At 62.7% G+C, this 25,685-nt stretch carries 20 protein-coding genes and 2 pseudogenes; 14 read left to right on the top strand and 8 right to left on the bottom strand.

Annotated features, from left to right (window positions below; genetic code table 11):
- Positions 1–27 precede the first annotated feature (27 nt).
- The 3 genes and pseudogenes from NJ75_RS19955 (at position 28) to NJ75_RS19945 (ending at position 2,493) form a co-directional block, all read left to right on the top strand.
- Complete coding sequence (locus NJ75_RS19955) at positions 28–858, top strand: YihY/virulence factor BrkB family protein (RefSeq protein ID WP_052242682.1); 831 nt, start codon at positions 28–30, stop codon at positions 856–858.
- Between the two features lie 35 nt (positions 859–893).
- Positions 894–1,619, top strand: a pseudogene (locus NJ75_RS19950) (histidine phosphatase family protein); the annotation flags it as partial.
- A 61-nt stretch (positions 1,620–1,680) separates the two neighbouring features.
- The gene (locus NJ75_RS19945; RefSeq protein WP_236727209.1) at positions 1,681–2,493 is read left to right on the top strand and encodes an NAD(P)H-hydrate dehydratase; all 813 of its coding nucleotides are present in this window, start codon (positions 1,681–1,683) and stop codon (positions 2,491–2,493) included.
- Between the two features lie 339 nt (positions 2,494–2,832).
- On the opposite strand, the gene NJ75_RS23515 is transcribed toward NJ75_RS19945, so the two are convergent.
- Positions 2,833–3,741: an HWE histidine kinase domain-containing protein gene (locus NJ75_RS23515; RefSeq protein ID WP_062780526.1), complete on the bottom strand. Its 909-nt coding sequence runs from the start codon at positions 3,739–3,741 to the stop codon at positions 2,833–2,835.
- 561 nt (positions 3,742–4,302) lie between these two features.
- On the bottom strand, positions 4,303–4,800 hold the full coding sequence (locus NJ75_RS19935; protein ID WP_039337657.1) for a hypothetical protein: 498 nt from the start codon (positions 4,798–4,800) through the stop codon (positions 4,303–4,305).
- 174 nt (positions 4,801–4,974) lie between these two features.
- On the opposite strand from NJ75_RS19935, the gene NJ75_RS19930 reads away from it, so the two are divergent.
- From NJ75_RS19930 to NJ75_RS24915, 5 genes are all read left to right on the top strand, one after another.
- Entirely contained in the window at positions 4,975–7,122 is a 2,148-nt protein-coding gene (locus NJ75_RS19930; protein ID WP_156135885.1) for a sensor histidine kinase, read from the top strand.
- Entirely contained in the window at positions 7,119–7,772 is a 654-nt protein-coding gene (locus tag NJ75_RS19925) for a response regulator (protein ID WP_039337654.1), read from the top strand. Before NJ75_RS19930 ends, NJ75_RS19925 begins: the two co-directional genes overlap by 4 nt.
- A gap of 187 nt (positions 7,773–7,959) precedes the next feature.
- On the top strand, positions 7,960–11,340 hold the full coding sequence (locus NJ75_RS24505) for an autotransporter domain-containing protein (RefSeq protein WP_156135884.1): 3,381 nt from the start codon (positions 7,960–7,962) through the stop codon (positions 11,338–11,340).
- Positions 11,341–11,408: 68 nt separating this feature from the next.
- Positions 11,409–12,236, top strand: a complete 828-nt coding sequence (locus NJ75_RS19915; protein WP_039337653.1) for a 2OG-Fe(II) oxygenase — start codon at positions 11,409–11,411, stop codon at positions 12,234–12,236.
- Between the two features lie 36 nt (positions 12,237–12,272).
- On the top strand, positions 12,273–12,419 hold the full coding sequence (locus NJ75_RS24915; RefSeq protein WP_174544618.1) for a hypothetical protein: 147 nt from the start codon (positions 12,273–12,275) through the stop codon (positions 12,417–12,419).
- Between the two features lie 399 nt (positions 12,420–12,818).
- Here the strand turns inward: NJ75_RS24915 and NJ75_RS19905 are convergent, their stop codons facing one another.
- The 5 genes from NJ75_RS19905 to NJ75_RS24500 form a co-directional block, all read right to left on the bottom strand.
- On the bottom strand, positions 12,819–13,265 hold the full coding sequence (locus NJ75_RS19905) for a hypothetical protein (protein ID WP_039337651.1): 447 nt from the start codon (positions 13,263–13,265) through the stop codon (positions 12,819–12,821).
- Positions 13,266–13,327: 62 nt separating this feature from the next.
- Entirely contained in the window at positions 13,328–14,086 is a 759-nt protein-coding gene (locus tag NJ75_RS19900; protein WP_156135883.1) for a hypothetical protein, read from the bottom strand.
- 308 nt (positions 14,087–14,394) lie between these two features.
- On the bottom strand, positions 14,395–15,753 hold the full coding sequence (locus NJ75_RS19895; protein WP_156135882.1) for an SEL1-like repeat protein: 1,359 nt from the start codon (positions 15,751–15,753) through the stop codon (positions 14,395–14,397).
- A gap of 43 nt (positions 15,754–15,796) precedes the next feature.
- Entirely contained in the window at positions 15,797–16,126 is a 330-nt protein-coding gene (locus NJ75_RS19890) for a hypothetical protein (RefSeq protein WP_039337648.1), read from the bottom strand.
- Between the two features lie 34 nt (positions 16,127–16,160).
- Positions 16,161–16,322: a hypothetical protein gene (locus NJ75_RS24500; protein ID WP_156135881.1), complete on the bottom strand. Its 162-nt coding sequence runs from the start codon at positions 16,320–16,322 to the stop codon at positions 16,161–16,163.
- Between the two features lie 178 nt (positions 16,323–16,500).
- Between NJ75_RS24500 and NJ75_RS23920 the strand changes: the two are divergent.
- Positions 16,501–16,713: pseudogene (locus NJ75_RS23920) on the top strand (IS630 family transposase); the annotation flags it as partial.
- A gap of 1,330 nt (positions 16,714–18,043) precedes the next feature.
- Here NJ75_RS23920 and NJ75_RS19885 read toward each other — a convergent pair.
- Positions 18,044–18,889, bottom strand: a complete 846-nt coding sequence (locus NJ75_RS19885; RefSeq protein ID WP_052242679.1) for a hypothetical protein — start codon at positions 18,887–18,889, stop codon at positions 18,044–18,046.
- Positions 18,890–19,013: 124 nt separating this feature from the next.
- Here NJ75_RS19885 and NJ75_RS19880 point away from each other — a divergent pair, with 124 nt between their 5' ends.
- The 5 genes from NJ75_RS19880 to NJ75_RS19860 all read left to right on the top strand — a co-directional run bounded on the left by NJ75_RS19880 (position 19,014) and on the right by NJ75_RS19860 (position 25,632).
- On the top strand, positions 19,014–20,348 hold the full coding sequence (locus tag NJ75_RS19880; RefSeq protein WP_039337646.1) for an SLC13 family permease: 1,335 nt from the start codon (positions 19,014–19,016) through the stop codon (positions 20,346–20,348).
- Between the two features lie 130 nt (positions 20,349–20,478).
- Positions 20,479–21,189 carry a trehalose-phosphatase gene (gene otsB / locus NJ75_RS19875; protein WP_039337644.1) on the top strand — a complete coding sequence of 237 codons (711 nt, stop codon included), beginning with the start codon at positions 20,479–20,481 and terminating at the stop codon, positions 21,187–21,189.
- Entirely contained in the window at positions 21,186–22,970 is a 1,785-nt protein-coding gene (locus NJ75_RS19870; protein WP_039337643.1) for a glycoside hydrolase family 15 protein, read from the top strand. The genes otsB and NJ75_RS19870 overlap by 4 nt, the downstream gene beginning before the upstream one ends.
- The gene (locus NJ75_RS19865; protein ID WP_039337641.1) at positions 22,967–24,361 is read left to right on the top strand and encodes an alpha,alpha-trehalose-phosphate synthase (UDP-forming); all 1,395 of its coding nucleotides are present in this window, start codon (positions 22,967–22,969) and stop codon (positions 24,359–24,361) included. Before NJ75_RS19870 ends, NJ75_RS19865 begins: the two co-directional genes overlap by 4 nt.
- A 272-nt stretch (positions 24,362–24,633) precedes the next feature.
- Positions 24,634–25,632: a hypothetical protein gene (locus tag NJ75_RS19860; protein ID WP_156135880.1), complete on the top strand. Its 999-nt coding sequence runs from the start codon at positions 24,634–24,636 to the stop codon at positions 25,630–25,632.
- Positions 25,633–25,685 lie beyond the last annotated feature (53 nt).

Genomic DNA, 25,685 nt, shown 5'->3' with positions numbered 1-25,685 from the left:
CGCCTGGGCTGGCCCGTCTGGTCGCGGGTGCTCAAGGATGCATGGCGGGACAGCGGCGAGGATAACCTTGGTTTGATTGCGGCCGGCGTTGCCTTCTATGGCTTCCTCTCGCTGGTGCCCGCGCTTAGTGCGACGCTGTTGCTTTATGGGCTGTTCGCGTCTCCGGAGATGCTTGGTGACGCATTGCTGTCACTCAGCAAGCACCTGCCTGCAGAGGCTGCCAAAGTCGTTGGCGACCAGATCGCTTCGCTTGTTGCCGCGCCGTCTGCTGGCAAAAGCTGGGGTGCCGCTATGGCACTTGGTCTTGCGATATATGGGGCGACTAAGGGTGTAGATGGTCTGGTGACCGCTTTGACCATTGCCTATGACCTTCAGGAATCCAGAAACTGGCTCCACCGGACCGCGACCATACTGGCATTGACCTCTGGCGCTGTCATTTTTGTCGTCGTCTCGCTCGCGGCCGTCAGCGCGCTCAGCCTTCCGGCAGCGCTGCTTCCAGTCGCGTTCGACACCGCTTGGCATCTGGCCATTGCGGGCAGCGCGCTGCTGCTGGCAACAGGTACACTTGCCGCGGCGGCCTTGTTCCGCTTTGCGCCGCCGCCTCCCATTCGGCAATTTTGCTGGCTCAGTCCCGGTGCCATGTTTGCCGCGCTGGGCTGGTTTGCCGTGACTTCTGGCTTTGCCTGGTATGCCGCGAACTTCGGTAATTATGGCGCAACCTGGGGAGCACTGGCGGGCATCATCGTCCTTCTGACCTGGCTCTATCTTTGCGCGTTTATTCTCCTCCTTGGAGCGGAACTCAACGCCCAGCTCGACGCTGTAACGCGAGGTACTGCCAGTTCGGAGAAAGACAAATGACCCGTCGTTGGCCATCGAACTAGTGGGTAGTCCGTCATGGCCAGAGTGCAGGCAATGTGGCGCGCGACGCGGCCCATGCCGAGGGTATCCCGCGGATCGCTCTCACCCACCGCGATGTCGATGTGCCGCTTTCCGACCTAGGCCGCGAACAGGCGGCAGCGCTCGGACGCTGGTTCGCGTCGTTTGAACCAGACGCTCAACCGGAAATCCTGCTCGCGTCGCCCTATATACGCGCGGTCCAGACCGCCAAGCTGTTCGGCGCCGCTGGCGGCTACGATCCGCACGAGCCCATCTGAATCGACGAGCGGCTGTGCGAGAAGGAATTCGGCATCCTCGACGGATTGACCACAGCAGGCGTCGGCGAATTGCAACCCGAGCAGGCGGCGTTTCGCAAATTGCTCGGCAAGTTCTACCACCGTCCGCCGGGCGGCGAATCCCGGGTCGACGTAATCTTCCGCCTGCGCGCACTGATGGACACCGTGTCGCTGCACTACGGCGGGCGGCTGGTGATGATTGTGGCGCACCAGGTCGTCGTACTGTGCCTGCGTTATGTAATCGAGAATCTTTCCGAAGAGCAGGTCCTGGCGATCGACCGCGAGGGCGATGTCGCCAACTGTGCAGTTACCGAATATCGTCTCGATGCTGCGCAGGGCCGTGACGGCAAGCTTGTGCTGGCTCGCTACGATGTCACCGCGCCGCTGACCGAGCAGGCAACTCGGGTCACATCCGCGCCCGACCAAATTGTTGCCGCGCGTGGCTAGGAAGGTCCGCCCCCTCGACAGCGACTGGCTCCGGGCGTATCCGCTCCCCGTACCCGACAATGTGGCTGACAAAAACAGTCGCGGTCGGGTACTTGCGATTGGCGGTTGCACGACGGTTCCCGGCGGTATCCAACTCACCGCCGAGGCGGCACTGCGCGCCGGGGCGGGCAAGATCCAGGTCGCGACCGTTGCAAGCGCGGCGCTTGCTCTGGGGATCGCCATGCCCGAAGTCGTCGTGTTCGCGTTGCCCGAGGCGGGCGCCGGCGAGAGTGCGCTGAGAAGTGCAAGACCGCTTAGCGGGCTGCTGGGACGGCGCGATGCTGTCGTGGCTGGTCCGGCTATGTCTGGCGCCAAAGCCTCCTCCCTGATCACCAGGCACCTGCTGGCTCTGTGCGAGGCGCAGCTGGTGCTGGATGCAGCGGTCCTCATGGATCTTTCCAGCCACGCGGATCGGCTGCGTTCCCTGGCGCGTCCGGCAGTCTTGACGCCGCATATCGGTGAACTTGCGGCTATGCTGGCCTGCGATGCCGCCAAAATTGAGCAAGATCGCCTCGGCGCCGTGCAAGCCGCCAGCGACCGATTTGGCGCCGTCTGTGTACTCAAAGGTCCGACAAGCCTCATTGCAGCGCCCGGGGCTGAAGTGTTCGCCTATGCCGCGGGATGGGCGGGACTCGCAACCGGCGGCTCTGGCGATGTTGTCGCCGGGATCGTGGCCGGCCTCTGCGCCCGCGGCGCTGAACCACTCGATGCCACGGTCTGGGCAGTCTGGCTGCACGGTGAGGCGGGACGGCGATGCGCCGAGCAAATGGGCCCAATCGGCTTCCTCGCGCGCGAGCTGCTCGCACACCTTCTGGGCCTCATGTGCGCACGGTAGGTCGAGTGACGCGTCAAAGCTGGCGTGAGGGCTGCGCGACAAGGACCACGGCGCGGCCGCTGACCTCCGTTGCTACCAGGTCAGGCGCAGGGAACGGCGGGCCGGAACCAGGAATTCGCGCCTGCCGGATCGCCGCACGCCAGGCAGTTGGAAAGTGCCCGAATGGACCTGCACCAGCGGCCGCGCGGATTCTTCCGGACGATGGCAAGCAGGCTTCACACGCTTCGCCCGCGGCCGTATCCTCGGCGCGGATCCGACCAGACAGGGTATAACCTCTCAAGCGATTACTTGGTCGGTTCGCGGATGGCTGCCGGACGCGAAGGGCTGGGGGATGGGCCGTTATTGCTGACGTGAGACAACCATCGCCGCATCGAGGGTGATGGCGCAATGCAATCCTTCGGGTCGGAAATCCATCGTCACCTCGCGGAATGCAGGCTGCCGCTTCAATAGGCGCGTGCCGAGGCCGGTACGCGTAGGTGGGATCACGACAGGTCCGTTGGTTTCTGTCCAATCGAAGGTGCACGCCCCATCAGGTCCAGTCGCCCATTCTACACAGAGTCGTCCCTGGGGAACCGAAAGGGAACCATACTTTGCGGCGTTGGTAGCCAGTTCGTGTAGCGCCATGACCAACGGCAAGCACGCATTGCCCATGACCTGAACCTCGGGGCCGTTTACTGTCAGCCCGTCATGATCAGCGAAAGGCTCGAGCGCTTCGCGGACAAGACTGTCAAGATCGCATTGTGACCAACCCGTGCGGGTAAGCAGATCCTGTGCTCTGGCTAGCGTTTGTATGCGCGGCACCAAAGCGTCGAAAAACTGCTCGGATGTCCGCCCGGCTTGTTGACTTTGACGCGCTAGCGCTTCGATCATTGTCAGGTAGTTCTTCGCTCTGTGGCCAAGCTCCCGGGCCAGGAAAGCTTCTCGCGCGCCGGCCTCGTCTAGTTCCCTGACGATTCGGCGAAGCGTCTGTCCAGTCCACACGATAAGCGATGCCGAACTGACAAAAAGAAGAGCACCCACGAGTATTTCAGCATTGGACCATATGGGCATGCGCGCGATGCTGAAGAGTAAATTGGCGACGACCGCCGATCCCAACATGGTGATAAGGCCGGGTTTCCATCCAAGGAAAACCGAAACGAGCATTACAAAAGGGAAATAGGCCACGTAGGGAAGCCGACCCTGCAATAATGGATCGACAGCGATGCGCAAAATGGTGGGGATGGCTATTGCCGCATTGACATACAGCACCGTGCCCCACCAAGGCACGGGCCGAGCAAGCAGGATTCTTGTGAGGACGCCGAATCGTATCAATCACAGTCCCCCTTGGCGATTGTCGGCCATGCCGATTGAACGCGCGTCGTGCTAAATTGCGATCCTCAACTAAAGCCCAAAGTCTTCATCTAACACTGATACGCTATAATCGCGAGGAGTAAGGCGACATGAGCCATCAATGAGCACAGCAGAGAACGGGGGAACGGACCGCATGAAGCGCTCGAAGGTGCTCCTTGCCTATCCCACGCGCTCTGGCAAGATGCGCGCGATCGCACAAACGCTACTCCGGAACCGGAGCGCGGTCCTGTTCTAGATCGACCCAGCGAGTCCCTAGCCGGAAGTCTATGAGCAGCATTTCGTCTAGGCGACGCGCGAGCGCGACAGCGATTTTGAGCCGCTGCTTGCGGGCGCTCCCGTGTAAAATCTGTCCCATAGCACATCCTTCCATTTCTGGCTGAATAATGCACCATCAAATGCCGGGACTAAACACCTAGCTACCATCCAAGTACCCTCAAGCCACGGTATCTTTGCCCGTTATCAAAGGTGATAGACGGAGCGGGCGTCCCGCCGCCGTTTGCATCCGCCTTCGAAAAAGAACATGAGGTCGGTGCCGAGATGCAAGGCCTTTTCGTGCGCTTGCGGTGCAACAGCAACCGGTCTGGCTCGTAGCATGTCGCCGGCGTCCTTCTTCATCTGCTTGCAGTTGGCCCTGAGGTCGTTGGCCGACCAGATCGTGTCGGCATTCATTCCGGCAAGCTCGTCAACATAGCTGCATGCCGTGATCAGGCTGCGCGCCCAGCCTGGAAGCATCATGCCTTCGCCCCCAGTGCTGTCCCGGGTCACGCCTTGGCACAAGGCTTTTACCCGCTGGCGGCTGCCATCGGAGGTTTCGCCCGTTCGCCATGCGGCATGAAGAGCGTCCAGAATCCCGTCGACACGTCGTTCATACTTGCTCCAAGCCGAGGCTTCATCAGCCCTCGCGATCCCTGGCGCCAGCAACAGGGCGGCGGCAAGGCAGGCGCCGATGAGCTTCATGTCATTCTCCTCTGCAAGGGCGGCGCATACTTTGCACCGATTGCTGTAACCGTCACCCCCCGGTTCAGGGGATAGCGTCTTGTGCGAATGCCCTATTCAGGGGGTGGCGCGAATCCCCGCCGCCGTTAAGTTTGGCAACCGAGGCAGTAATACCTGGGGGGGCGAATAACTTTCATGAGAGCACGACCCACGCTGGCAACTGTAATGATCGGGCTGGTTCTGGCCGGATTGATGGCCAGCGCTCTCCTGGTTCAGTTGACGATCAGCCGTCCATGGCTGAGCGTGACGTTCGCCGCCGATGAAACCGGCGCCATCCACGCGGCGCCTGCGCCGGGCCTTGATCGATCCCTGACCGGCCCGGCGCAGGTTACGGCCCTTCTCGGAAATGACGAACATAGAGTTGTGATCGAGGCCGGCGACCTGATCGAAGAGCCGGACACGCTGGCAACCTATGCCGACATGGGGCGCTTCTTTGCCCGCCAGTCCGCGCTTGCCGGGCTAGTGAGCGGCCAGAGTGTCTCGATCGAGACAATGGACGGCAACGCACTGCGACAGACGAGGGTTTCACCCGCAAGAATGCGGCCAATCAGCGATCTTCCCCCCGCCTTCTGGGTGCAGATGCTGGTCGGGCTGTCGAGCTTTCTGATCGGCGGCTGGGTCTGGGCGCTGCGACGTTACGATCCAGCCGCGCGCCTGTTCGCCCTGGCCAGCCTTGGCATGCTGTTTTTCACCTTTCCTGCCGCACTTTACAGCACCCGCGAACTCGCCATCGATGGCGGCCTGTTCCGTGGCCTGTCGGTGATGAACCATGGCGGCGCGCTGCTATTTGGCGCGGCCATGATCGCGCTGCTGCTGCGTTATCCGACGCCCCTGGTTCCGGCCCGCTGGCTATGGGTTCCGTTCGTACTGTTCGGGGCCTGGTGGTTCGCGGACAGCATGCAGGTGTTCAATGGACCTCCTGCCGGCTCGCACCTGCCGACGATGCTGGAGATGCTCGGCATCCTTTTGGCAGCGGCGGTGCAATATTGGCGCTCGCGCGGTGATCCGGCGGCGCGGGCGGTAGTGCGCTGGTTCGGCCTGTCGGTCGCGGTCGGAGCAGGGGCATTCGTCTTCACGGTCATTGCGCCCAGCCTGGTCGGGCTGACGCCGGGCTTGCCGCAGGGTTATGCCTTTGCCTTCTTCCTCCTGATCCACATCGGCATGGCCATCGGGGTCGCGCGTTACCGGCTGTTCGATCTCGATCGCTGGGCCTTCCGCATCCTGTTCTACATGACCGGCGCCGCACTGCTGATCGCGGTGGACGCGGCGCTGATTTGGTGGATCGCGCTTGAGCGTGCGCCGGCTTTCGGGCTGGCGCTTGTAATGGTCGGCTTCCTGTACCTGCCGCTGCGCGACATCATCGCGCGCAAGCTGTTCCGGCGTGACGGAGAGATCGAGGCAAGTTTTCAGGACATACTCGCCATTGCGCTTGCAGAGGGCGAGGTCGAGCGCATGGACCGCTGGCGCGGCTTGCTCGAGCGGGTGTTCCAGCCGCTGAAGATCGTAGCCGGTCAAGCGGTTGAAGCATCTACGGTGATTGAAGAGGGCGCAGCCCTGGCGATCCCCGCTACCGGACCGCTGCCACCGCTGCGCCTGGAACATGCCATGCACGGCCGGCGCCTGTTCGGTTCGCGCGAACAGGCCAGGGCGAGCGAGTTGTGTGCGATACTGTCCCAAGCCCTCGCCAGCCGCTTCGCCCACGAACAAGGCGCGGCCGAAGAGCGCCAGCGCATCACCAGCGACATGCACGACAATATCGGGGTGCAACTGCTCGGCGCGCTGCACAGCCGCGACCCGGTCCGCAAGGACGAGCTGATCCGCGACACGCTCGCCGACTTGCGCGAGATCATCAACAACAGCGCTGGCGAGCGGCTGACCCTGGCCGAACTGATGGCTGATCTCAGGGTGGAGATCGCCGACCTGCTGTCATCGGTCGGTATTGGGCTGGTCTGGCAGGTGGACACCCAGGCCGAACTTCTGCCGCAATCGGTAGCCGCCATGCGCTCGATCCTGCGCGAGGCCGTGGGCAATGCCCTGCGCCATGCGGAGGCCACCACGGTTGGCATACGGTTGGCTGATGGGGCGGGCGGCCTTGTCCTGATGGTTGCCGATGACGGCAAGGGCTTCGACCCAGAAACCGCCACTGCGGGCAATGGACTGCGCAACATGCGCTCGCGCGCGACCGCGCTTAACGGCGCGATGACGGTTTCGCGCGGCGCGGCCATGGGGATGCGCGGAACGGTAATCGAGGTTCGCTTTCCGCGCGAAGGCGTCGCGGCGTGAAATCCGTGCTGATCCTCGAAGATGTATCGGAAACGCTGCAGTGGCTGGGCGCGATCGCGGTCGAGGCGTTTCCGGGCTGCGGGGTTACGGGTACCTCCACCGTGCGCGATGCGCTGGCCGCAATGGACCAGCACGTGTTTGACCTGGCCTTGATCGACCTGCGCCTGCCCGACGGATCGGGGCTGGATGTGCTGCGCCGGCTACGGGTGAATTCTCCCGATACTATCTGCATCGTCACCACAGCGATGGCCGATGACAGCTCTATCGTCGGCGCGCTTTCGGCTGGCGCCTCCGGCTATCTGCTGAAGGAGCAGATACGCGAAGGCATCATCCGCCAATTGCAGCAGATCAAGGAAGGGGTGCCCGCGCTTTCTCCCTCTATTGCCCGGCGGATCATGGAGCATTTTCGGCGGACCGGGCCGGCAGCAGGCGAAACCGGAAACCTGACGTCGCGCGAATTGGAAGTGCTGACCCTTATCGGACGCGGCATGCGCAATGCCGAAGTCGCCGCGCAGCTCATGCTCAGCGAGAATACCGTCTCGGGCTATATCAAGGTGATCTACCGCAAGCTGGGGATTTCCAGCCGGGCTGAAGCGTCTTGGCATGCGGCCCAACTTGGCCTGTCTTATGGCGGAAAAGCCGACAAATGACTGTGCCGGGGATTGGAAGTGTTGTTTCTTTTGCGTGAATTGCGTCCGCCGCGTTAGTCCCCCTGAACAGGGGGTGTATCCTCTCTCAAAGACCAGTTAGGCGCAAATGTACTCGCGGCACTGCACGCGCGGGCGCTCAACGGAGGCACTTTCAGAGATGACCGGCAAGTTTGGGAGCAATGCTCTCTTGAAAACCACAACCGCAATTGTTGGTACGCTGGGGTCTGTTGCCCTGCTGGCGGGTTTGCCTGCGCCTGCGTTCGGACAGGTGATTGGCTCAGAGCAGATTCCCGGCAGTCCGGATTCGGCCGAAAACGGGTCGAACGGCGACAGCAATACCGTGGAGTTCGTGGACATCTCCGGAGACGGAACGACGGTCATCGGTTTTCACAACAAGCTGGTCAACAATCTGCCGGTAAGCGAGGCCTGGGTCTTCACCCCAACTGGTGCCACCGTCCTGACGGCGCCCACGGGTTACCTTCACTTCACGCCGGCCGGTATTTCCGACGATGCCTCGGTGATCGTCGGGGAGGCCAAGCCGACCGCGCGCACGAATTTCAGCGGCATGGTTGGCGTAAAGTGGCTGGACGGCACGCCCACAATCCTGGCCCAACCCACCGGCGCGGGAAACTACAGGGCGGTTGCGGTCAGCGGTGACGGCAATGTGATCGGTGGTCTGGCAAGCATATCGGGCTTCAACATCCCGATCCTGTGGACGGGCACCGCCGCCCCCGAACAACTGCTGCAAGTCGGTACGAGCAACCCCGTGCAGAATGGCCTGACCTTCAACGCCGAGATTACCGGCATCTCACGAGACGGCTCGGCAATCGCCGCCATCGGTGGGCGGGGCCAGCAATATTCGGGCGCCACTCCGGTTGGCCCCAATGTCCAGGCTCTGCGCTGGACCCGCGCCAGCGGATTTGTCGAACTGGGCGTTCTTGCCAGCCATTCCGCCGCCCTCGCGACCAGCCTCGCGAACGGCATTTCAGCCGATGGCGGAACGATCGTGGGCTCGTCGCAGCAGGGCGGCGTCATGGGCAACGATCTGTACAAAGACGACAACCTGATTGCCATCAAGTGGACCGAGGCGGGCGGCATGGTCGCCCTGCCAAAGCTGACAAACCAGCTCGCATCCGTTGCCACTGGCGTGAATGCCGACGGCAGCGTGATCGTAGGCGAGGCAATCGTTCCCGGACAGACTATCGGCACCTTCGTGGTCAACGAATCCCATGCCGTGCGCTGGACCAGCGGAAATGCGCAAACGGTTGCGGCATGGCTTGCCGCCAATGGCGTGGCCAACGGCACGAACATGTACCAGGAGGCATTGGGAGTCAGTGACGATGGCAATGTCGTCGCGGGCTACGGTATCATCAACGGACATAAGCAAGGCTATATTGCCCGCGTAGCCGGGGCCGCACCTACTCCGACGCCAACACCCGCTCCGACGCCAACGCCTGCCCCGAGCCCAACGCCGACGCCCACCCCTGCGCCGACGCCAGGACCGGTGAGTGTCAACACCCCCGTCCCGGCTCCCTTTGCGATGGTCGTTCCCTCGGTCACTGGCGATAATCTGCTTCCGGGTGGTCCGGGCGGCGGCAATGTCCATTACAACAGCATTTCCGGAGATGGACGCGCTATCGGGACTTCGGACGGGTTCATCATAACTGGCTCGGGCCGTTACAGAGTTCCTCTGCCAGACGGTTTTTCAACCAACCAGATGACGATAAGCGGGCTTTCCAACGACGGAACGGTCGCAGTCGGATCCTATGCTGCCACCTCCCATAGCACTGCCGCCTTCCTGTTCCGCAATGTCGATGGCACGGGTACCTCGGTCAGGCTGCCGGGCTTCGACGGCGCGGTCAACGTCCAGGCGCTCGGCGTTTCGGCGGATGGGCGCGTGGCGGTGGGCTTCAGCTCTCCGGATTCCAGCGCCAGCGCAAGCACGCGCGCGGCGATCTGGATCGACGGCGGTCGCGCCAGGGCGATCACGTCGAGCGGATTCACCTATTCGCTGGCGCGGGCGGTCTCGTCGGATGGATCGGTCGTCACCGGAGAGGCTTCGGGAGGCGGCTTTGACGGCGAGTTTTCGGCCTTCCGCTGGACCCAAGCCGGCCAAATGGTGTCACTGGGTGCGATCGGCCGCTACGGCGAATCGTTCAGTTCCTCGGGCAACGACATTTCCGCAGATGGATCGGTCATCGTCGGAAGCTCCACCGCTCCTACCGGTTTCGTCGCATTCCGATGGACTCAGGCAGGCGGGATGGTCGCGCTTGCGTCCCTGCCCGGAGAGACGAGATCGGTCGCTAACGCTGTCAGCGCCGATGGCACGGTCACCGTCGGCACTTCGTCTGCGGGTTTCACCGACTCGGCAGTCCGCTGGACGTCCGCTGGCGCCCAGTCGATCGCCGATTGGCTCGCCGCTGCGGGTGCGAACAATGGCGCGAATACCTATACCAGTGCCGCCGATGTGAGCGCTGACGGAACGATGGTGATTGGGCAGGGGGACATCAACGGCACCAGCCAGGCCTATCTGGCGAGAGTCGCAGCCGGATCACCCGCTCCGACCCCGACCCCGACCCCGACGCCGACTCCGACGCCCACTCCGACGCCGACACCGACGCCGACACCGGGCACGGGCGTCATCGGTCTGGACGATTTCAGCGCAACAGTGATGCAGGCGGCGCCCAACCGCGCGCTGCAAGGTGGCCTCGGGCTGATGATGTGGGGTGCACATCACCGCATCCTGACCGACTATGTACAGCCGGGCCGCGGCTGCGCGTGGAGCGTGCTGGACTATCGCCGCGATGGCCGCAACGACACCGACTCCGTGTTGGCCGAAGCTGGCGCCTGCGTCGATGCCGGCCCGCTGCGGCTGGGGGCGGGGATCGGCTATGACCGGTCGGATTCCGACCTGACGCTCGGCGGCAAGCAGAAATTGGAAGGCTGGCACGGCGTGGCCGAGGCCGACCTGCGGCTCGGCCAGAGCGGTGCCGTGCTGAGCGCGACGGCGATCTATGGTGACTGGAACGTCAACCTGCGTCGGAACTACCTCAATGGTGCAAACACCGACACCAGCACCGGCTCTACCGATGCCCGCGGGATTGCCCTGCGCGCTCGGCTTGACTGGTTCGACATGATGGGAAGCGACAGCTTCGGACTGACCCCGACGATCAGCTATTCCTGGAGCCAGGTGACGGTTGATGGCTATACTGAAACTGGCGGCGGCTTCCCGGTCACTGTCGGCCGCTCGGTTGACGAGGCTTCGGAAGGGCGCCTTGGCCTGACCGGTCGCTTCACCCTGGCCGAGCCAACGACGCTGCGTCTGCGCGGGGAATATATCCACCGCTTCGACCGGTTCGACGGCGGTCCGGCATTCCAGATCATCGGCACGGGCATGGGTGGCACGGGCGGCATTTATGCGGTGGACCGCGACCATGCCCGCCTGGGCGCGGACATCGACCAGCGGATCGGACGCAATGGCGTGCTCTCTCTCTCGGCTCACAAGACCGTGGGCAACGCCGGAGGCAATCCGTTCTCGGTGAGCGCCTCGCTCCATTTCGGGTTTTGAACCGGCTGTTCCTGCGCGCGGGGCTATACGCCTAGCGCGCAGGAACCAGTCCGATCGAAAGGGAGGAGATGCAAGGATCTGAGCCAAGCTGGCAGGAATGGATCACCAGCAACCTCTCCGCTGGCTGCGTTCCGGCGGACATGCAAGTCCGGATGATTGCCGCCGGATGGAATGAGGCGGATGCACGCGCAGCCCTTGCTTCTGGCATCGCGCAGGTATTTCCCAGCCTGACGGCGCCGGTCGTGGCTCTGCCAGTTGTCCCGGACACGGGGATGATCTGGTGCGAGGGACGCGAGATGAAAGTGACCCTGCGCCTGGCCAGCCCTGCCGTTGCTCTTTGCGAAAACGTGTTGTCATCGGTCGAATGTGCCGAGTTGCTCGCTTTTGCCCACGATCGGGGTCTGCGTCCCTCCACGGTTGTGGATGAGGTCAGCGGCGAGAATTTACCCCATCCGGAACGGACCAGCTCAGGTGTTATGTTGAAGCGCGCTGAAACCGCCCTAATCGACCGGCTCGAACACCGGCTGGCGGCGCTCACCAACTGGCCCGTTGCCAATGGCGAGGGTCTGCAGATCCTGCACTATCGTGAGGGGCAGGAATACCGGGCGCACTTCGATTCATTTCCTGGTGGCGCGGGCGGCGCAGTTCACACCGCGCGTGGCGGGCAGCGGGTGAATACGGTGCTGGTCTATCTGCAAAGCCCGGAAGGGGGCGGCGGCACCGCTTTTCCGTCTTGCGGGATCGCCGTGTGTCCTCAGCCTGGATCAGCGGTGATTTTCCGCAACGTGGACGTAACGGGCCGCCGAGATCCCGCCAGCCTTCATGCTGGACTGCCCGTTGTTCAAGGCGAAAAGGTGGTCATGACCTATTGGCAACGCGAGGGACCTTATGCTTGACTGGCAGTAGCCGATCACGTCGGGCCTGCCTCCGAGATGTCTGCAAACTCCCGGAATCACATGAACCTCGGCCGCTCAACCCCTGTCGAAACGGCCTCTAAGGGCATGGAGACCCAGGACATTGTCATTATCGGCGGCGGCCAGATGGGGCTTTTGCTGGGCTACTACCTCCACCGCGCCTAGGCCGATTTCCTGATCCTCGATGCCGAAGACGGGCCAGAGGTGTGTGGCGGCACAGTTGGAATTCACTGCGCCTGTTTTTATCTGCGGGTTACAGCGCGCTATCGGCCTGGCTGATGCCGCTGCCTACGCATGAAGGTTATCCAACCTGCGACGATTTGCTCGACTTGACTGACGGCACCCTCCCAAACAATCACCAGATTTCCGTTATGGCCAAGTACAGGAGAAAACCGCCCGTCACGACCATCAAGGCAAACACCCCTGTCATCACCCAGAAGTAGAGGGGCTGTCTTTCCGCTCGGACGTATATCCATCCCGACTTATCGCGCAGGTGCCTGTTCCGGAGCGCCGACCAAAAACCTTCCAGTCCGATAATGACGGACAGTATTCCGAGCAAACACTTCATGATGAAGTACGTCCGGAGGTCAATTCATCCGCAGCAGCGGGAAAGTTTTCCGCCTGGGACAGGGTGAGGTAGGTATCTCGACAGACCTCTTCCATTACCAGGCCCTCCATCTCGAGCCAGTGTGGGGACCGGATCCCTGCTTCAGAGTCCCGCGTGTCGAATAGGTCGCCCTCCCGAAAGCGCTCCTGCCGAAGCCTCCGGAATTGCGACCTATCGCAATCATACTCATTGAGAAAGGCGTCGATCAGCAGGGAACTGTCCAGCGTCAACCAGACAGACCATGACCAAGCCGTTTTGCCGTTCGACGCGGTCTGGTCTGGCGCCGAGAGATAAGCTCCCCAGCGGTCATCCTGGCTGAGAACGTATACCCGCTCGTCAAGCGGCGCCGACTGCAGCCCGGGGGAAATCAGGAGGGTCGTCGCAAGGACTACCGCCGGAATCATAAATCACTCCACGCTGCGGCTCCGGGACCGCCGAGGGCGGCTGTAACCATGTTTCACAGGCGTCAAGGGCGGGACGACAAGCTCTCCGATGAGGCCGGCCTGAATACGCGGGCGGCGCGGTTCCATTCGAGGGGGATGGTTTCGCAGATCACGCCAGTAAGACAGGGCCGAGCGTCGAGCATCCCTGCAGGAGTGCGTTCTACCTGAAATGCCGGCCAGCGACCGGGCGCCGCGACGAAAGCGCGGGAAGCACCGTCCGTCTCGTCGGAGATCCAGACTTCGTAGCCATAATCGGCAGCCGCCTGCTCCGCGCAGAAGCTGGGAGCCTCGATAACCCAGTCCCGCTGGCCGTCGCCGTTCAAATCCGGTGTCGAAGCGACGGCTGGGTAGGAGACGGTGAATGCATCGGCGTCATCCGGGTTGCCACAGGCGCGACGCCCGGCGAGATACCTGTCAAAGACAGCCGCCGGAATATCATCCGGCAACTTCGGTCTTCCATCGACCTCGCCGAGATCCACGGTCCCCTCGCCAAAGCCGCTTACGACAGCTTCGCCATCGGAACTCGGGCGCTCGGAAAGGCTGCGGGTTGTCGGGTCCCAGGCCCAGGCGAGGCGACAAACTTCCCGGGGGGGCAAGCAGTTCAGGTGGTGAAACGAAGCCTCCAGTCGGATCTCGTCGCCGACTGTTCGGATGTCCGGATCCCAAGCCTGACGGTCGAACACGCGCAGGTAGCGATTGTCGTCGCTGACGTACAGGCTGAGACGACAACCTCCGGTTCCGCAGAGCCGCTGGTCTTCCGGCCAGCGAATCAGCCAGTCCACGACCCCGTCCCGGCTGACGTCAACTGGCAGGAGCACCCCGGCAGGCGGTTCCGACAACGGGATGGGACGGTTGGTGGGGTCCTCGATATCGAAGCCGGTATGGTTCAGTTCGTCCAGAACATACCAAACGAGGCCGGGTGGGGGGTTCTTGCGAAAGAACGCAGACCGGGGTCAGGGCAAGCCAGAGGCCTGCGAACACAACCCTTCCCGGTACGCCTAAGACCATTGAATTCGTCATCGCCTTAAACACGCGTCTGTTTTTGGGGTGGGTGATGCCCCCGCAGCCATATTGTCAACTAATCGGTTCGTCACCTCTTGGGCTTGCTGACCATGCGCACTTTAGGTCCGGACGTTGGCGTCACCGTCTGCGCGATGCCCAGACGGCGCATGGCCTGCTGTACCTCGTCCATGGCTAAAGTTTCGATGGCGTCCTGGCCGCCCAGAGCCGCGGCCGCCTGGAGCAGCTCGATCCCTCGCCGCTCATCGCTGGTAATGCCGCCTTCGCCGACGAAGGTCATCTTGCCCAGCACGGTCAAGGCTTGCGGATCGTTCCGCGCGGCTCCCAAGCGGATGTAACGCAGACCTTCGGGGACGTTTTTTGCGACGCCCTGACCCAGCATCAGGGAGAGGCCATAGACGCCCTGCGCTCCGGGATGGCCCAGATCGGCCGCGCGGCGAAATAATTCGAGGCCCGCTGCTACGTCGTTGGGCACTCCTTGGCCGGTCATGTACAGTTGCCCAAGGAAGGACATGCCTCCCGGATCGCCGGCTTCGGCCGCACGACGGAACATGGCAACGGCCCCCCGCTGGTCCTGCGCCACGCCCCGGCCGACGAACATCATCCGCGCCAGTTCGGTCATCGATGCACCGTGGCCCTGTTCAGCGGCGAGGCGGGCGTAGTGTGCCGCGCGTTCCCAGTTCTCCGCGGTCCCCACTCCCAGTGCGTAGACAATGGTACCGAGAGCTGCCTGGGCAAACAGTTCGCCCGCATCGGCTGCTCGCTCCAGGTTGGCCACGGCAACAGGATCGAGCTGCTCGTCGGCCAGGCCGCTCAGCCGATAGATCCCGTTCAGCCCTGCGCCGTAAGTGCTGCCTACAGCCGCCGCCCGGGCCGTGGCGTCAAGTGCCAGCGCCGGGTCCTGCGGACCTCCGATCCCCTCGTGCGCAAAATAGCCTAGGTTGGCCAGCGCCTCGGCATGGCCGCGTTCGCCCGCGGTGGCAAACCAGCGGCGCGCCTGGGCATCGTCCCGTGGGACGCCGGCATATCCGGTGTAATAGAGCCGGCCGAGGTTCCACGCACTTTCGGGATTGCCGCCTTCTGCCTCGGCGAACAGCCGAGCCACGACCTGTTTGGACGTTTCCTGCTGATGGATGATGTACGTGCGGCGATCGACCACGGACTGCGGTCCCCCGCTTGACTGATTGCCGCGGCCAAGCGCAGCCGCCAGCCCGTCCAACGGCGTGCCCATGCCACCCGATCCGGACGAGGAAGACGAGGGGGACGAGCCGCTGCGCAGCGAACGCTGCTGCTCCAGCCCGGCCTGGAAGGCCCGGTCGGCTGCAGCGCGATCATTGGCGGCGTCTTGCGCCCGCATCGATGCCATCATGCGCTGGCGGTTGGCCTCGTCGTTGGCGGCGCTCCACTGCGCTTGCGTGGCCTGCGACACGGCGAGTAGGCCGACTGTCAGCAGCGCATGCAAAAATCGACTGCTAGCCACTGAAGGGCACCCCTGGGCCTACCGGGCCGTTGTGGTTCTGACGAATGCTCATGATGAACTCCATCGCGTCCTTCTGCTGCACAAAGAATTTGCAATATTCGGACAATTCGGGGTCGGATGCATAGCTCTTGTCGCGCAGCGTCGCGGCGAATTTCGCGGCAAGCGCCGCCATCGACGACTCTTCGGCGGCAACCGGATTGGTCCACAAAAGGCGGTTCTTACTCGGCTGGATCGCTACGCAGGCGCCGTAGCCCGACCGGGCATGGGCGGGGGTTGCCGTGAGCGCCATCGCGAGGGTGGCGGCGGTCAGTAGGATGCGCATTAAAGTTCTCCCAATCAGGAATGTGCGGTGGTCCTTAGAGATAATCAGACAGCACTTCCCGAAACGAAATAAACCACTCATAAATAAAAAACTGGCGATGCGACGGAATCGCACCGCCAGAGCTACCTTCAAGAAGCTCCATCGCTGAAGCGCCTTGGAGGCCGGGTCGCCCCTTCATAATGAGCTGTCCGCTCACCGCCGCACACCCCCCGAACGGGGGGTGCAGAGATAATATCCTACGCCTCAGGCGGTATCTGGGCACTACAAAAACCCCTCGCCAATGGCTGTTTGATTTGATTCAGTGCGGCTGACGGAAGTGAAGATGCGTCTGGCGGGTGAGTAGCCCCTAGTTTTCTAGACGCCTTCCGCTTTCAAAATCTGCTGCCGTTCGAACTCGACGGGCGACAGCATACAGCCCGGACTTCAACCAAATCGAGAAGGCCTTCTCCCGGCTCAAGGTCATGCTCCGCAAGGCAGGTGAGCGAACCGTCAGCGGGTTGTGGGACTTGATCGGCAGGCTCGTCGACATCTTCCAGCCTGCCGAATGTGCCAATTACTTCAAATCTTGCGGATATGAGCCGGAATGAATGGAAACCGCTCTAGGCGAGTGAGGAGAGCGCCCCACACGTCAGGGGTGCGCGTAGCAACAGCTGGTCGTTTGCGCGAGATGCCATCGTGAGAACATCCTGCTTTGGCCGAACGTCCGGATTTCAGGCTTGTACCAGAAACGAAGCTTGCCGGTTCCGGAGAATTGGGGATGATCGGCTGCAGCCCGCGCGTGGAGGTTCGCCTCGGCCTGACGGAGAAGCAACATGCGACTCGCGATGCCGCTTAAGATCGCATCGGCAGTCGTCTTCGGTGCAGGACTAGCGACCTATGCGCGGTATCGCCGGGAAATGAGGCAACGGATCACTGGGCTGCCGCAAAATGGCATCGGCAGGTGGCAAGCGGGCGCTGCGGTGGCGGTATCGCGCATCATAGTACCGTGGTTACACAGATACAGGGCGGGGCAAAGCTACAAGACCCGACCGGGCCGGCCTCACTCCGAGCTGCAACGCAAATCAGTCCATTCCGCCGGACGTTTCGCAAGGGGGCTTGCCCATGCGTACGATTCTTCTGCCAGATATGAACTGGTTCCCCTGCTAACTAGAGAGCTACCTAGCGGAGCCGCGCCGGTTCTCGCGAGGATCTTAGACTTGCCTAAGTTTCTGATATATAATGAGATTTTGGTGGACGCACTAGGGCTCGAACCTAGGACCCGCTGATTAAGAGGCAGATCGCAATTTTATGCATGGTTGATGGCACAGCCTCGGATTGAGGCGCCTCGTCCGAGATAATGCGGATGCGTCCAATTTTTTTGGGGGCAGAGCAGGGGGCACACTTGGTAAAGTTCGTCTGGCTATGCCAGTATTTACAAGGTTCTACGAGACATATTCGAATCCCACCCTCTCCGCCAGCCATTAGCCTGAAAGTTTCCACTGAACTGCCCAACGCTTCGATTCTTCGCCGAAACGTCGGTCGATGGAACTTGAGCGTGACTTTCGTCAACTACGTTCGGCACAAGGCCAGCGACGATGACAAGGGCGGTTCCGATTTCGACGCAGTGGATGTGCAGCCCCGATATTAATGACGAGTGTTTGAAGCATTGAGGAGAAAGGGCATGTCCGTCGAGGTCATTGCGCCGTAGACGCTGGTGCCGTTCGATGAGGATGGGATCGCTGCTTCGTACATTGCCGGGGTAAGGCCGATTGGTGCTGCCATGCATCGCTCTAGAGGCCGATCAAGCGCATGACTGTCTCGATGCCCCATGCCGGCAATGCCGAGGCCGTGATATTCCCCAATCCTGAGCGCCGGGCGACCCGCGATGGTGATGCAACGCCCGATTGCCTACAGGTACACCCCGCCTGGTGCGAGGGCCTAGCTGTCCCAGTCTGCCAATGTCTCGCCGGTCGCGGCATCCTCAAGGGTTATCTTGCCGAATTCGACCGCCACCGCGCAAACTGGCGGTTTGCTTGTCTGCCGATTCACGCAATGCACCGGCTGGCCATCGCCAAAGGCGGAGATCCGTCCTTCGATCCTGACCCCGAAAGCACGCACCGTTGGCTCTGCATCTTTTGGCACCTTCGCCGTATAGGCATAAGGCCGTTTGCCCCGAAGTAGCGTACGCGGCGCGTCGGACGAGAAATACTGCACGAGCGCGAGCCTGTTGTCCGGCGCGGCTTGGTCCCGTGGCGCAGCTTCAGCGATCTTCGGCGGCGCCTTCTCAGGAATTCCCGGCGCGGCCGCACTGACAACCGGCCGGGGGCACTGTTCCGAGCGTGTCCAGGGGCGTTCGACCCAGAAGCCCTCGGCCGCCTCGAACGGCTGGCCGTTTGCAAGGTCCGCAAATAGCGGCTCGGCGGCCCAGTTTTGCCGACTGAAGCTAACCCGCAGGACACGCGATGAAGGATCCAGGCGCCAGGAACCCCAGGCGCCGGTCACGCCGTCCGCGCAGGCGATCGGCATGGTCAGTTCGAAGCTTCTGTTCGCGAGTTCGAGGTTCGATTGCGGCAGGGGGTTGCCAGCGGCGACCTCGTCTGCTGCCGCGGCAACCGCGGCCAGGATATCGGCACGGCCCAATGCCGAGAGCGCCTTGGGCGTCGTGGTCGGCAAAGCCTCGATGGCGACCTTTGGGGCAGAGGATGCCTGCGGTTCCGGATCGGATTGCTGGCAACCGGCGAGGGCGAAGAGGGTGGTGGCGAACAAGGCTGTCAGCACCAACATTCGGCCCAACGACCAGTTGGCTGATCGACTGGCCGACCATTCCCTACTGCGACATGCCCTTATCATCGCCAAGACCTAGCACCGATTGTCGGAAAGGTCATGTGTCTGTAAGAGCTCGATAATCATGACGATCGAGCAAATTCTGACCCTTGTGGTCCTTGTCAGCGTTGTCGTCGCGCTGATTGCCGATCGAATGCGGGCCGATGTCATTGCCCTGAGCGGCGCTGCCATCCTGCTGGTGACAGGCGCCGTGCGCCCCAGCGAAGTCCAGGGCGCCTTTGCCAGCCCCGCCATTCTCACGCTCGCATCGCTGTTCGTGATTGCCTATGCGATGGAGCTTTCGGGGCTGCTCGACAAGGCCATCGAGAAAGCCGTCGTGCTTTGCCGCAGGACCGGCGCGGCGGGTTTGTGGGGGCTTATCGGCATGTCCGGCTTCGGGTCGGCCTTCCTCAACAACACGCCGATCGTGGTGGTTGCGGCGCCTGTCATCAGGGATGTGGCGAAATCCATCGGGCTCGATCCGCGACGCTTCCTGATGCCCCTGTCCTATGTCGCGGTGTTGGGGGGCAGTTGCACGCTGATCGGCACATCCACCAACCTGCTGGTCGACGACATGGCACGGTCGTCCGGACAAGCGCCGTTCGGCATATTCGAGATCACCCCGGTCGGGCTGGCCATGGCGGCAGTGGGAGGCCTTTATCTCGTGCTGTTTACCGGCAAGCTCGTCAAAGGCGCGCCGGCACCCGTCGGGGAGCCTGAAGGGACATCGTCCCGGGCCGATTTCGAGCGCCATTCCGTCAGCCATGTGGATCTCACGGGAGACTCGCTCGAAGACACGAGGGTCTATGCCGAGGCCCACGAGTTCCAGCCGAGGATGGCGCTCATTTCCGTGGCGGTGTTCATCGGGGTGATTGCCGTGGCGGCGATCAACCTCGTGCCGATTGCCGCAGCGGCCTTTGCCGGCGCGGTCCTGCTCATAGTGCTGCGCGTGATTTCACCCGATCAGGCCTATGCCGGATTGCGGCCGGAGATCCTGCTGCTGATCGCAGGGATGGTGGTCATCGGCATTGCCATGGAACAGACCGGCCTCGCCGCCGAAGTCACGCAGTGGATGATCGGCTCGGTCAACGGGGTCGGACCGCTGACGGCGTTGATCCTGCTGTATGGCGCGACGCTGCTGCTTACCGAACTTCTGTCGAATGCGACTGTTGCGGTCCTGCTGACGCCGGTGGCCGTGGCACTGGCCGAGAGCCTTTCGGTCAGCCCGCGCCCGTTTCTGGTTACGATCATGATGGCGGCAAGCGCCGCATTCGCCACGCCCTTCGGCTACCAGACCAACGTCCTCGTCTACCAGATGGGTGGTTACCGCTACATGGATTTCGTGAAGGTGGGCCTGCCGCTCAATCTGCTGACATGGGCCGTGGCGGTTATGGCGATACCCCACTACTTCCCGTTCTAATTGGCTGATCGCAGGAACAAAACCTGCTGTGCCCGGGTTCGGAAGAGGCGGGCGCAGCCCTTTGCGGCCGGGACTTTTCAGGAGAGACCCAATCAAGGTTGCGGCAATGCCCCTATCGCCTCCGGCCGGCTTGGCTTTTGAAGACAGCACGCTTTTCCTGGATCTCGACGGAACGCTGTTCGAGCTTGATGACTGTCCCGGAGCTGTTTGTGCCGACGCGCAGACCCGGCTTCTGCTTGATACACTGCTCGACCGGTTGGACGGCAGGCTTGCGGTGGTGAGTGGGCGCTCCCTGGCACAGATCGACGGGATGCTGGGTGCAGTCAGCCGGGACATCTGGATTTCAGGCAGCCACGGTGGCGAGCATCGCTGGGGTGGCGTGACGATAAGTCCTCCACGGCCCGGCCAGCTGGATGACGTGGCAGCGCGGTTCTGTGCATTCGCAGACGAACACCCCGGCGTGCTTGTCGAGGAGAAGAGCCTTGGCGTTGCCCTGCATTATCGCATGATGCCGCAGGCCGAGGCGGACGCTGTCGCCCTCGCTCATGAACTGGCTGAAAGCCACGGTCTGTTTCTTCAGCAAGGGAAGATGATGGCGGAACTGCGCGATGCAGGTTCGGACAAGGGCAGTGCCATCCGGGCGATGATGGCGCATCCTGACCTCGCAGGCACGACGCCGGTTTTCGCAGGCGACGACCTGACTGACGAACCGGGCTTTGCAGCGGTTCGAGACCTTGGCGGACACGCCATCCTTGTGGGCGAGCCGCGACCTACTGCTGCAACCTATGGCCTGCGGTCTCCGGGCGACTTGCGCGAATGGCTGTGGGAGGCGCTGGCATGACGGCATCGCTCGATCTCTGGCCAATCGGAAACTGCCAGGTCTCGGCGCTGATCGATACCTCCGGCGCATTTGTCTGGGGTTGCATTCCGCGAGTCGATGGCGATCCGTTCTTTTCTGCGCTGGTGGGTGGGGCAGAGCCGGAAACAGGCCTGTGGTCCATCGATCTTGAAGATCGTGTGGAAATCACCCAGCGCTATCTGCGCAACACGCCGGTGCTCGTCACGCGCCACCGCGATGCGAATGGCGGCGAGATAGAGGTCATCGACTTCTGCCCCTATTTCCGGCGCAATGGCCGCACCTATCGTCCGGTCGCCTATGCGCGGATCGTGCGTCCGGTGGCCGGCAGCCCGCGCATCCGCATGCACCTTCGGCCGACCTGTAACTGGGGTAACGCCTGCGCCGTGACCATCGGCGGATCGAACCACATCCGCTTCCTTTCGCAAGCCATGACGATGCGCTTGACCACTTCTGCACCGGTCGGCCTTGTGGCGGAGGAACGTGTCTTCCGGGTCGAGCAGGCACAGTACTTCTTTCTGGGACCGGACGAGAGCTTCTCCGGCAATCTCGCCGAAACGCTCGAACAGATGCTGGATGCGACCGTTACCGAGTGGCGCCACTGGGTACGCGGGCTGGCCACGCCGGTCGAATGGCAGGACGTGGTCATCCGCTCGGCCATTACGCTCAAGCTGTGCCAGCACGAAGAGACCGGCGCCATCGTCGCCGCGCTGACCACTTCGGTCCCCGAACATGCGGGATCGCAACGCAACTGGGACTATCGCTACTGCTGGATCCGCGATGCCTATTACACCGTGCAGGCGCTCAACCGGCTTGGCGCGCTGGACGTGCTCGAAGGTTATCTCGCCTACTTGCGCAACATCGTCGACAATGCCCGCGGCGGCCATATCCAGCCGCTGTACGGCGTGCTGGGCGAGGCGCGGATAGACGAGGGGGTGGCCGAAAAGCTCCCCGGATATCGCGGCATGGGTCCGGTACGGGTGGGTAACGCTGCCTATTCCCAGGTCCAGCACGACGCCTATGGCCAGATCGTCCTGTCAAACACGCAGGCGTTCCTCGACCAGCGCCTGTTGCGCATGTCGGGCCTTGCCGATTTCGAAGCGCTGGAGAAAGTGGGTGAGAGGGCATGGGACCTGTTCGACAAGCCCGATGCAGGCTTGTGGGAACTGCGCACGCGGCAGTCGGTCCATACCTATTCGGCGGCGATGTGCTGGGCGGCCTGCGACCGGCTGGGCAACGCCGCGCAAGCCATCGGCCTTGATGACCGGGCCACGTTCTGGGGCCAGCGCGCGGCCACGATCCGCGAGCGGATAGAGCGCGCCGCATGGCGGCCCGACACCGAGCGGATGTCGGCCACGTTCTCGGGCGACGATCTCGATGCCAGCGTGATCCAGTTGCTCGACCTGCGTTTCCTGGCGCCGGATGATCCGCGCTTTGTCTCGACACTGGCGGCCATCGAAGAGGGCCTTCGGCGGGGATCGCACATGCTGCGCTATGCCACCGAGGACGATTTCGGTTTGCCGGAAACAGCCTTCAACGTCTGCACGTTCTGGCTGATCGAGGCCCTGCACCTGACCGGACGCAGCGCCGAGGCGCGCGCGCTTTACGAAGAGATGCTCGGGCGCCGGACGCAATCGGGCCTCCTTTCCGAAGATATCGATCCGGCAAGCGGCGAACTCTGGGGCAACTATCCCCAAACCTACTCCCTGGTCGGGCTCATCAATTGCGCCGTCCTGCTGAGCAAACCCTGGAACACCGTACGATGAGCAGGCTGATAGTCATTTCGAACCGGGTGAGTGCCGGCGGCGGTGCGCAGGGCGGGCTTGCAGTCGCTCTCTCCGCTGCGCTGCGCGAACATGGCGGCATCTGGTTCGGCTGGTCGGGCAACGAGACCAGCGAGTTCACCGGCCATATCAACATGGAGCGCATCGACGGCGTGACCACGGCCACGGTGGATCTGGAAGAGCAGGACATCGAGGAGTACTACGACGGCTACGCCAATCGCACGCTGTGGCCGCTGTTTCACTACCGTATCGATCTTGCCGAATACGAACGCAGCTTTGCCGATGGCTACCGGCGCGCCAACGAACGCTTTGCCGAGACCGCGCTACCGCTGATCGAGCCGGACGATCTTGTCTGGGTGCAGGATTATCACATGTTCCCGCTGGGCAGGGAACTGCGGGCACGCGGCGTTGAGAACCGCATCGGCTTCTTCCTGCACATTCCCTGGCCGCCTCGTCGTCTGCTGGCGACATTGCCCGAGGCGCGCGCGCTGACCGAAAGCCTGCTGGCATACGACCTCATCGGCTTCCACACCGATGAATGGCTGCAATCTTTCGGCGATTACGTGTCACATGAGCTGGGCGGCACGATCGATGACGATGGCTGGCTGACAGTGGGCGAGCGTCGCCTGCGCCTTATCGCCTGCCCGGTCGGCATCGATGCGAAGGAATTCGCCGCCCTTGCCGCGAGCGAGAAGGCGAGGGAAACTTTCGAACGTGTCCGCGTCAGCGCCGTTGGCCGCACGCTGATCGTCGGTGTGGACCGGCTCGATTATTCCAAGGGCCTCGAGGAGCGCTTCCTCGGCTATGAGCGGTTCCTTACCGAGCACCCGGAGGAGCGCAAGGAGGTGACCCTCCTGCAGATCGCACCGCCATCGCGCGGGACGGTCGACAGCTACCAGCGCATCCGCAGCAATCTTGAAGGGCTGGCCGGGCGCATCAATGGGGCGCATGCCGGGCTTGACTGGGTGCCGATCCGTTACGTCAATCAGGGCTACACACGCGACATGCTCGCCGGGGTCTATCGCGCCAGCAAGGTGGGCCTCGTCACGCCCCTGCGCGATGGCATGAACCTTGTCGCCAAGGAATATGTCGCCGCGCAGGATCCCGAGGATCCGGGCGTGCTGATCCTGTCACGCTTTGCCGGTGCCGCCGAGCAGATGCCCGAGGCTCTGCTGGTCAATCCGCATAGCGCCGAAGAGATATCGGACGCCTTGGGCCGCGCCATCAGGATGCCGCGCGAGGAAAGGATCCGCCGCTGGCGAGCGCTCATGAACGGCGTGGAAGAGCAGGACGTGATGTGGTGGTCGAAGCGATTCACCGACGCCCTTCAGGATTGCCAGCAGCCGACTTGCGGCACAATGGAAAGAATCTGAAGGGCGTACAGCTGCTTTCCAGGCCACCCGGCAGAGAGCCGAGGTGCCCCATGCTTTTCATCGCAAAGATGACGTGCCTGCTACCATGACGACTGCGTCGAGTCCCTCAAGCTCTGGCGAACCTGCACGCAGCGATCGAATTTCGCGCATCTGTCTGGGTGCCGGATGCTCCGGCCGTGCGAAAATTGCTTTTCTGCCCGGAATAATGCTGCAAGTCGTGTCGTTATGGGGGGCTGTGATGGATCACCACACGGCCAGACGAGGGGGGTACGATGAAGAATACATTGCGTGCGGGCGCTATCCTGCTGGCGGGCATAGCCTCTGTGCAGGCAGCGGCAGCGCAAGAGGCGGCAGCGCAGACGCAGCAGGATGATGAGCCGGCGGTCTGGCGCGCAAGTGCCGGAGCCAATTACTCCGAAGGCAAATATGGCGATACCGCGACGACCAAAGTCGTCTCCGCGCCTGTCGCCATCAAGTACCGCAAGGGCGGGTTTTCGATCCGCCTTTCCGTTCCCTGGGTCCATATCGATGGCCCGGGAAGCATTCTCGACACGCCGCAGGGGCGCGATGCCGGATTCGGAGACCTCAGTTCGGGCGACGATAGCAGCAGCGGTGGGTCCGGAAGCGATGACTCATCGGGTTCCGGTTCGGGAAGTTCAGGTTCGGGATCTGACGATTCCGGCTCTGGAGGCTCTGGCAGCGGCGGTTCGGGTTCATCGGGCGGCGATGATGACAGCGGCAGCGGAGGCATCATCACGCCGCCAGTGCCCGGTGCGCCCATATCCAACAGCCGGGGCGGGCTGGGCGATGTCTCGGTTGCACTGGGCTACTCGCTGGAACTCGGCCGGTCGACCTGGCTCGACCTTGGCACGCGCGTGAAGCTGCCCACCGCATCCAGGGCGAAGCGCCTTGGTACCGGCAAGGCCGACGTCACCGTGAGCGGTGATATCGTGCAGGACATCGGAAGCTTCAGCCTGTTTGCCGGTGCGCGCTATCGCTTTCTCGGCAAACCGGCGGGATCGGCGTTGCAGGACACCTGGGGGGCAAGCGGTGGGGTGAGCTACCGGCTTCCTGGCGGCACGATCGTCGGTGCTGATTATGACTGGCAGGAATCGGCCACGCCGGGTCGCATTGCCAGCAGTGAAGCTACCGGCTGGATCAACTTCGGTCTTTCGCGAAAGCTGCGCCTGCAGGTCTTTGCCAGCACCGGCTTCAACGCACGCAGCACCGATTTCGCCGGTGGGCTGTCGCTCAGTTGGCGCCTGAACTGAGGGGTTGAAGAAAATTCTGCAGCCGATGGAATAAGCCTGAATTGCTGTCGTTG

Source organism: Novosphingobium subterraneum (assembly GCF_000807925.1).
Classification (GTDB): domain Bacteria; phylum Pseudomonadota; class Alphaproteobacteria; order Sphingomonadales; family Sphingomonadaceae; genus Novosphingobium; species Novosphingobium subterraneum.
This window is presented reverse-complemented; position numbering and strand designations above follow the sequence as displayed.

What these genes read in the sequence shown, in the direction of transcription:
- NJ75_RS19885 (WP_052242679.1), bottom strand. Translation starts at nt 18,889, where the DNA reads ATGTTGGTGCTGACAGCCTTGTTCGCCACCACCCTCTTCGCCCTCGCC.
- NJ75_RS19865 (WP_039337641.1), top strand. Translation starts at nt 22,967, where the DNA reads ATGAGCAGGCTGATAGTCATTTCGAACCGGGTGAGTGCCGGCGGCGGT.
- NJ75_RS19870 (WP_039337643.1), top strand. Translation starts at nt 21,186, where the DNA reads ATGACGGCATCGCTCGATCTCTGGCCAATCGGAAACTGCCAGGTCTCG.
- NJ75_RS19915 (WP_039337653.1), top strand. Translation starts at nt 11,409, where the DNA reads ATGCAAGGATCTGAGCCAAGCTGGCAGGAATGGATCACCAGCAACCTC.
- NJ75_RS19935 (WP_039337657.1), bottom strand. Translation starts at nt 4,800, where the DNA reads ATGAAGCTCATCGGCGCCTGCCTTGCCGCCGCCCTGTTGCTGGCGCCA.
- NJ75_RS19890 (WP_039337648.1), bottom strand. Translation starts at nt 16,126, where the DNA reads ATGCGCATCCTACTGACCGCCGCCACCCTCGCGATGGCGCTCACGGCA.
- NJ75_RS19905 (WP_039337651.1), bottom strand. Translation starts at nt 13,265, where the DNA reads ATGATTCCGGCGGTAGTCCTTGCGACGACCCTCCTGATTTCCCCCGGG.
- NJ75_RS19860 (WP_156135880.1), top strand. Translation starts at nt 24,634, where the DNA reads ATGAAGAATACATTGCGTGCGGGCGCTATCCTGCTGGCGGGCATAGCC.
- NJ75_RS19930 (WP_156135885.1), top strand. Translation starts at nt 4,975, where the DNA reads ATGAGAGCACGACCCACGCTGGCAACTGTAATGATCGGGCTGGTTCTG.
- NJ75_RS24915 (WP_174544618.1), top strand. Translation starts at nt 12,273, where the DNA reads ATGTCTGCAAACTCCCGGAATCACATGAACCTCGGCCGCTCAACCCCT.
- NJ75_RS19880 (WP_039337646.1), top strand. Translation starts at nt 19,014, where the DNA reads ATGACGATCGAGCAAATTCTGACCCTTGTGGTCCTTGTCAGCGTTGTC.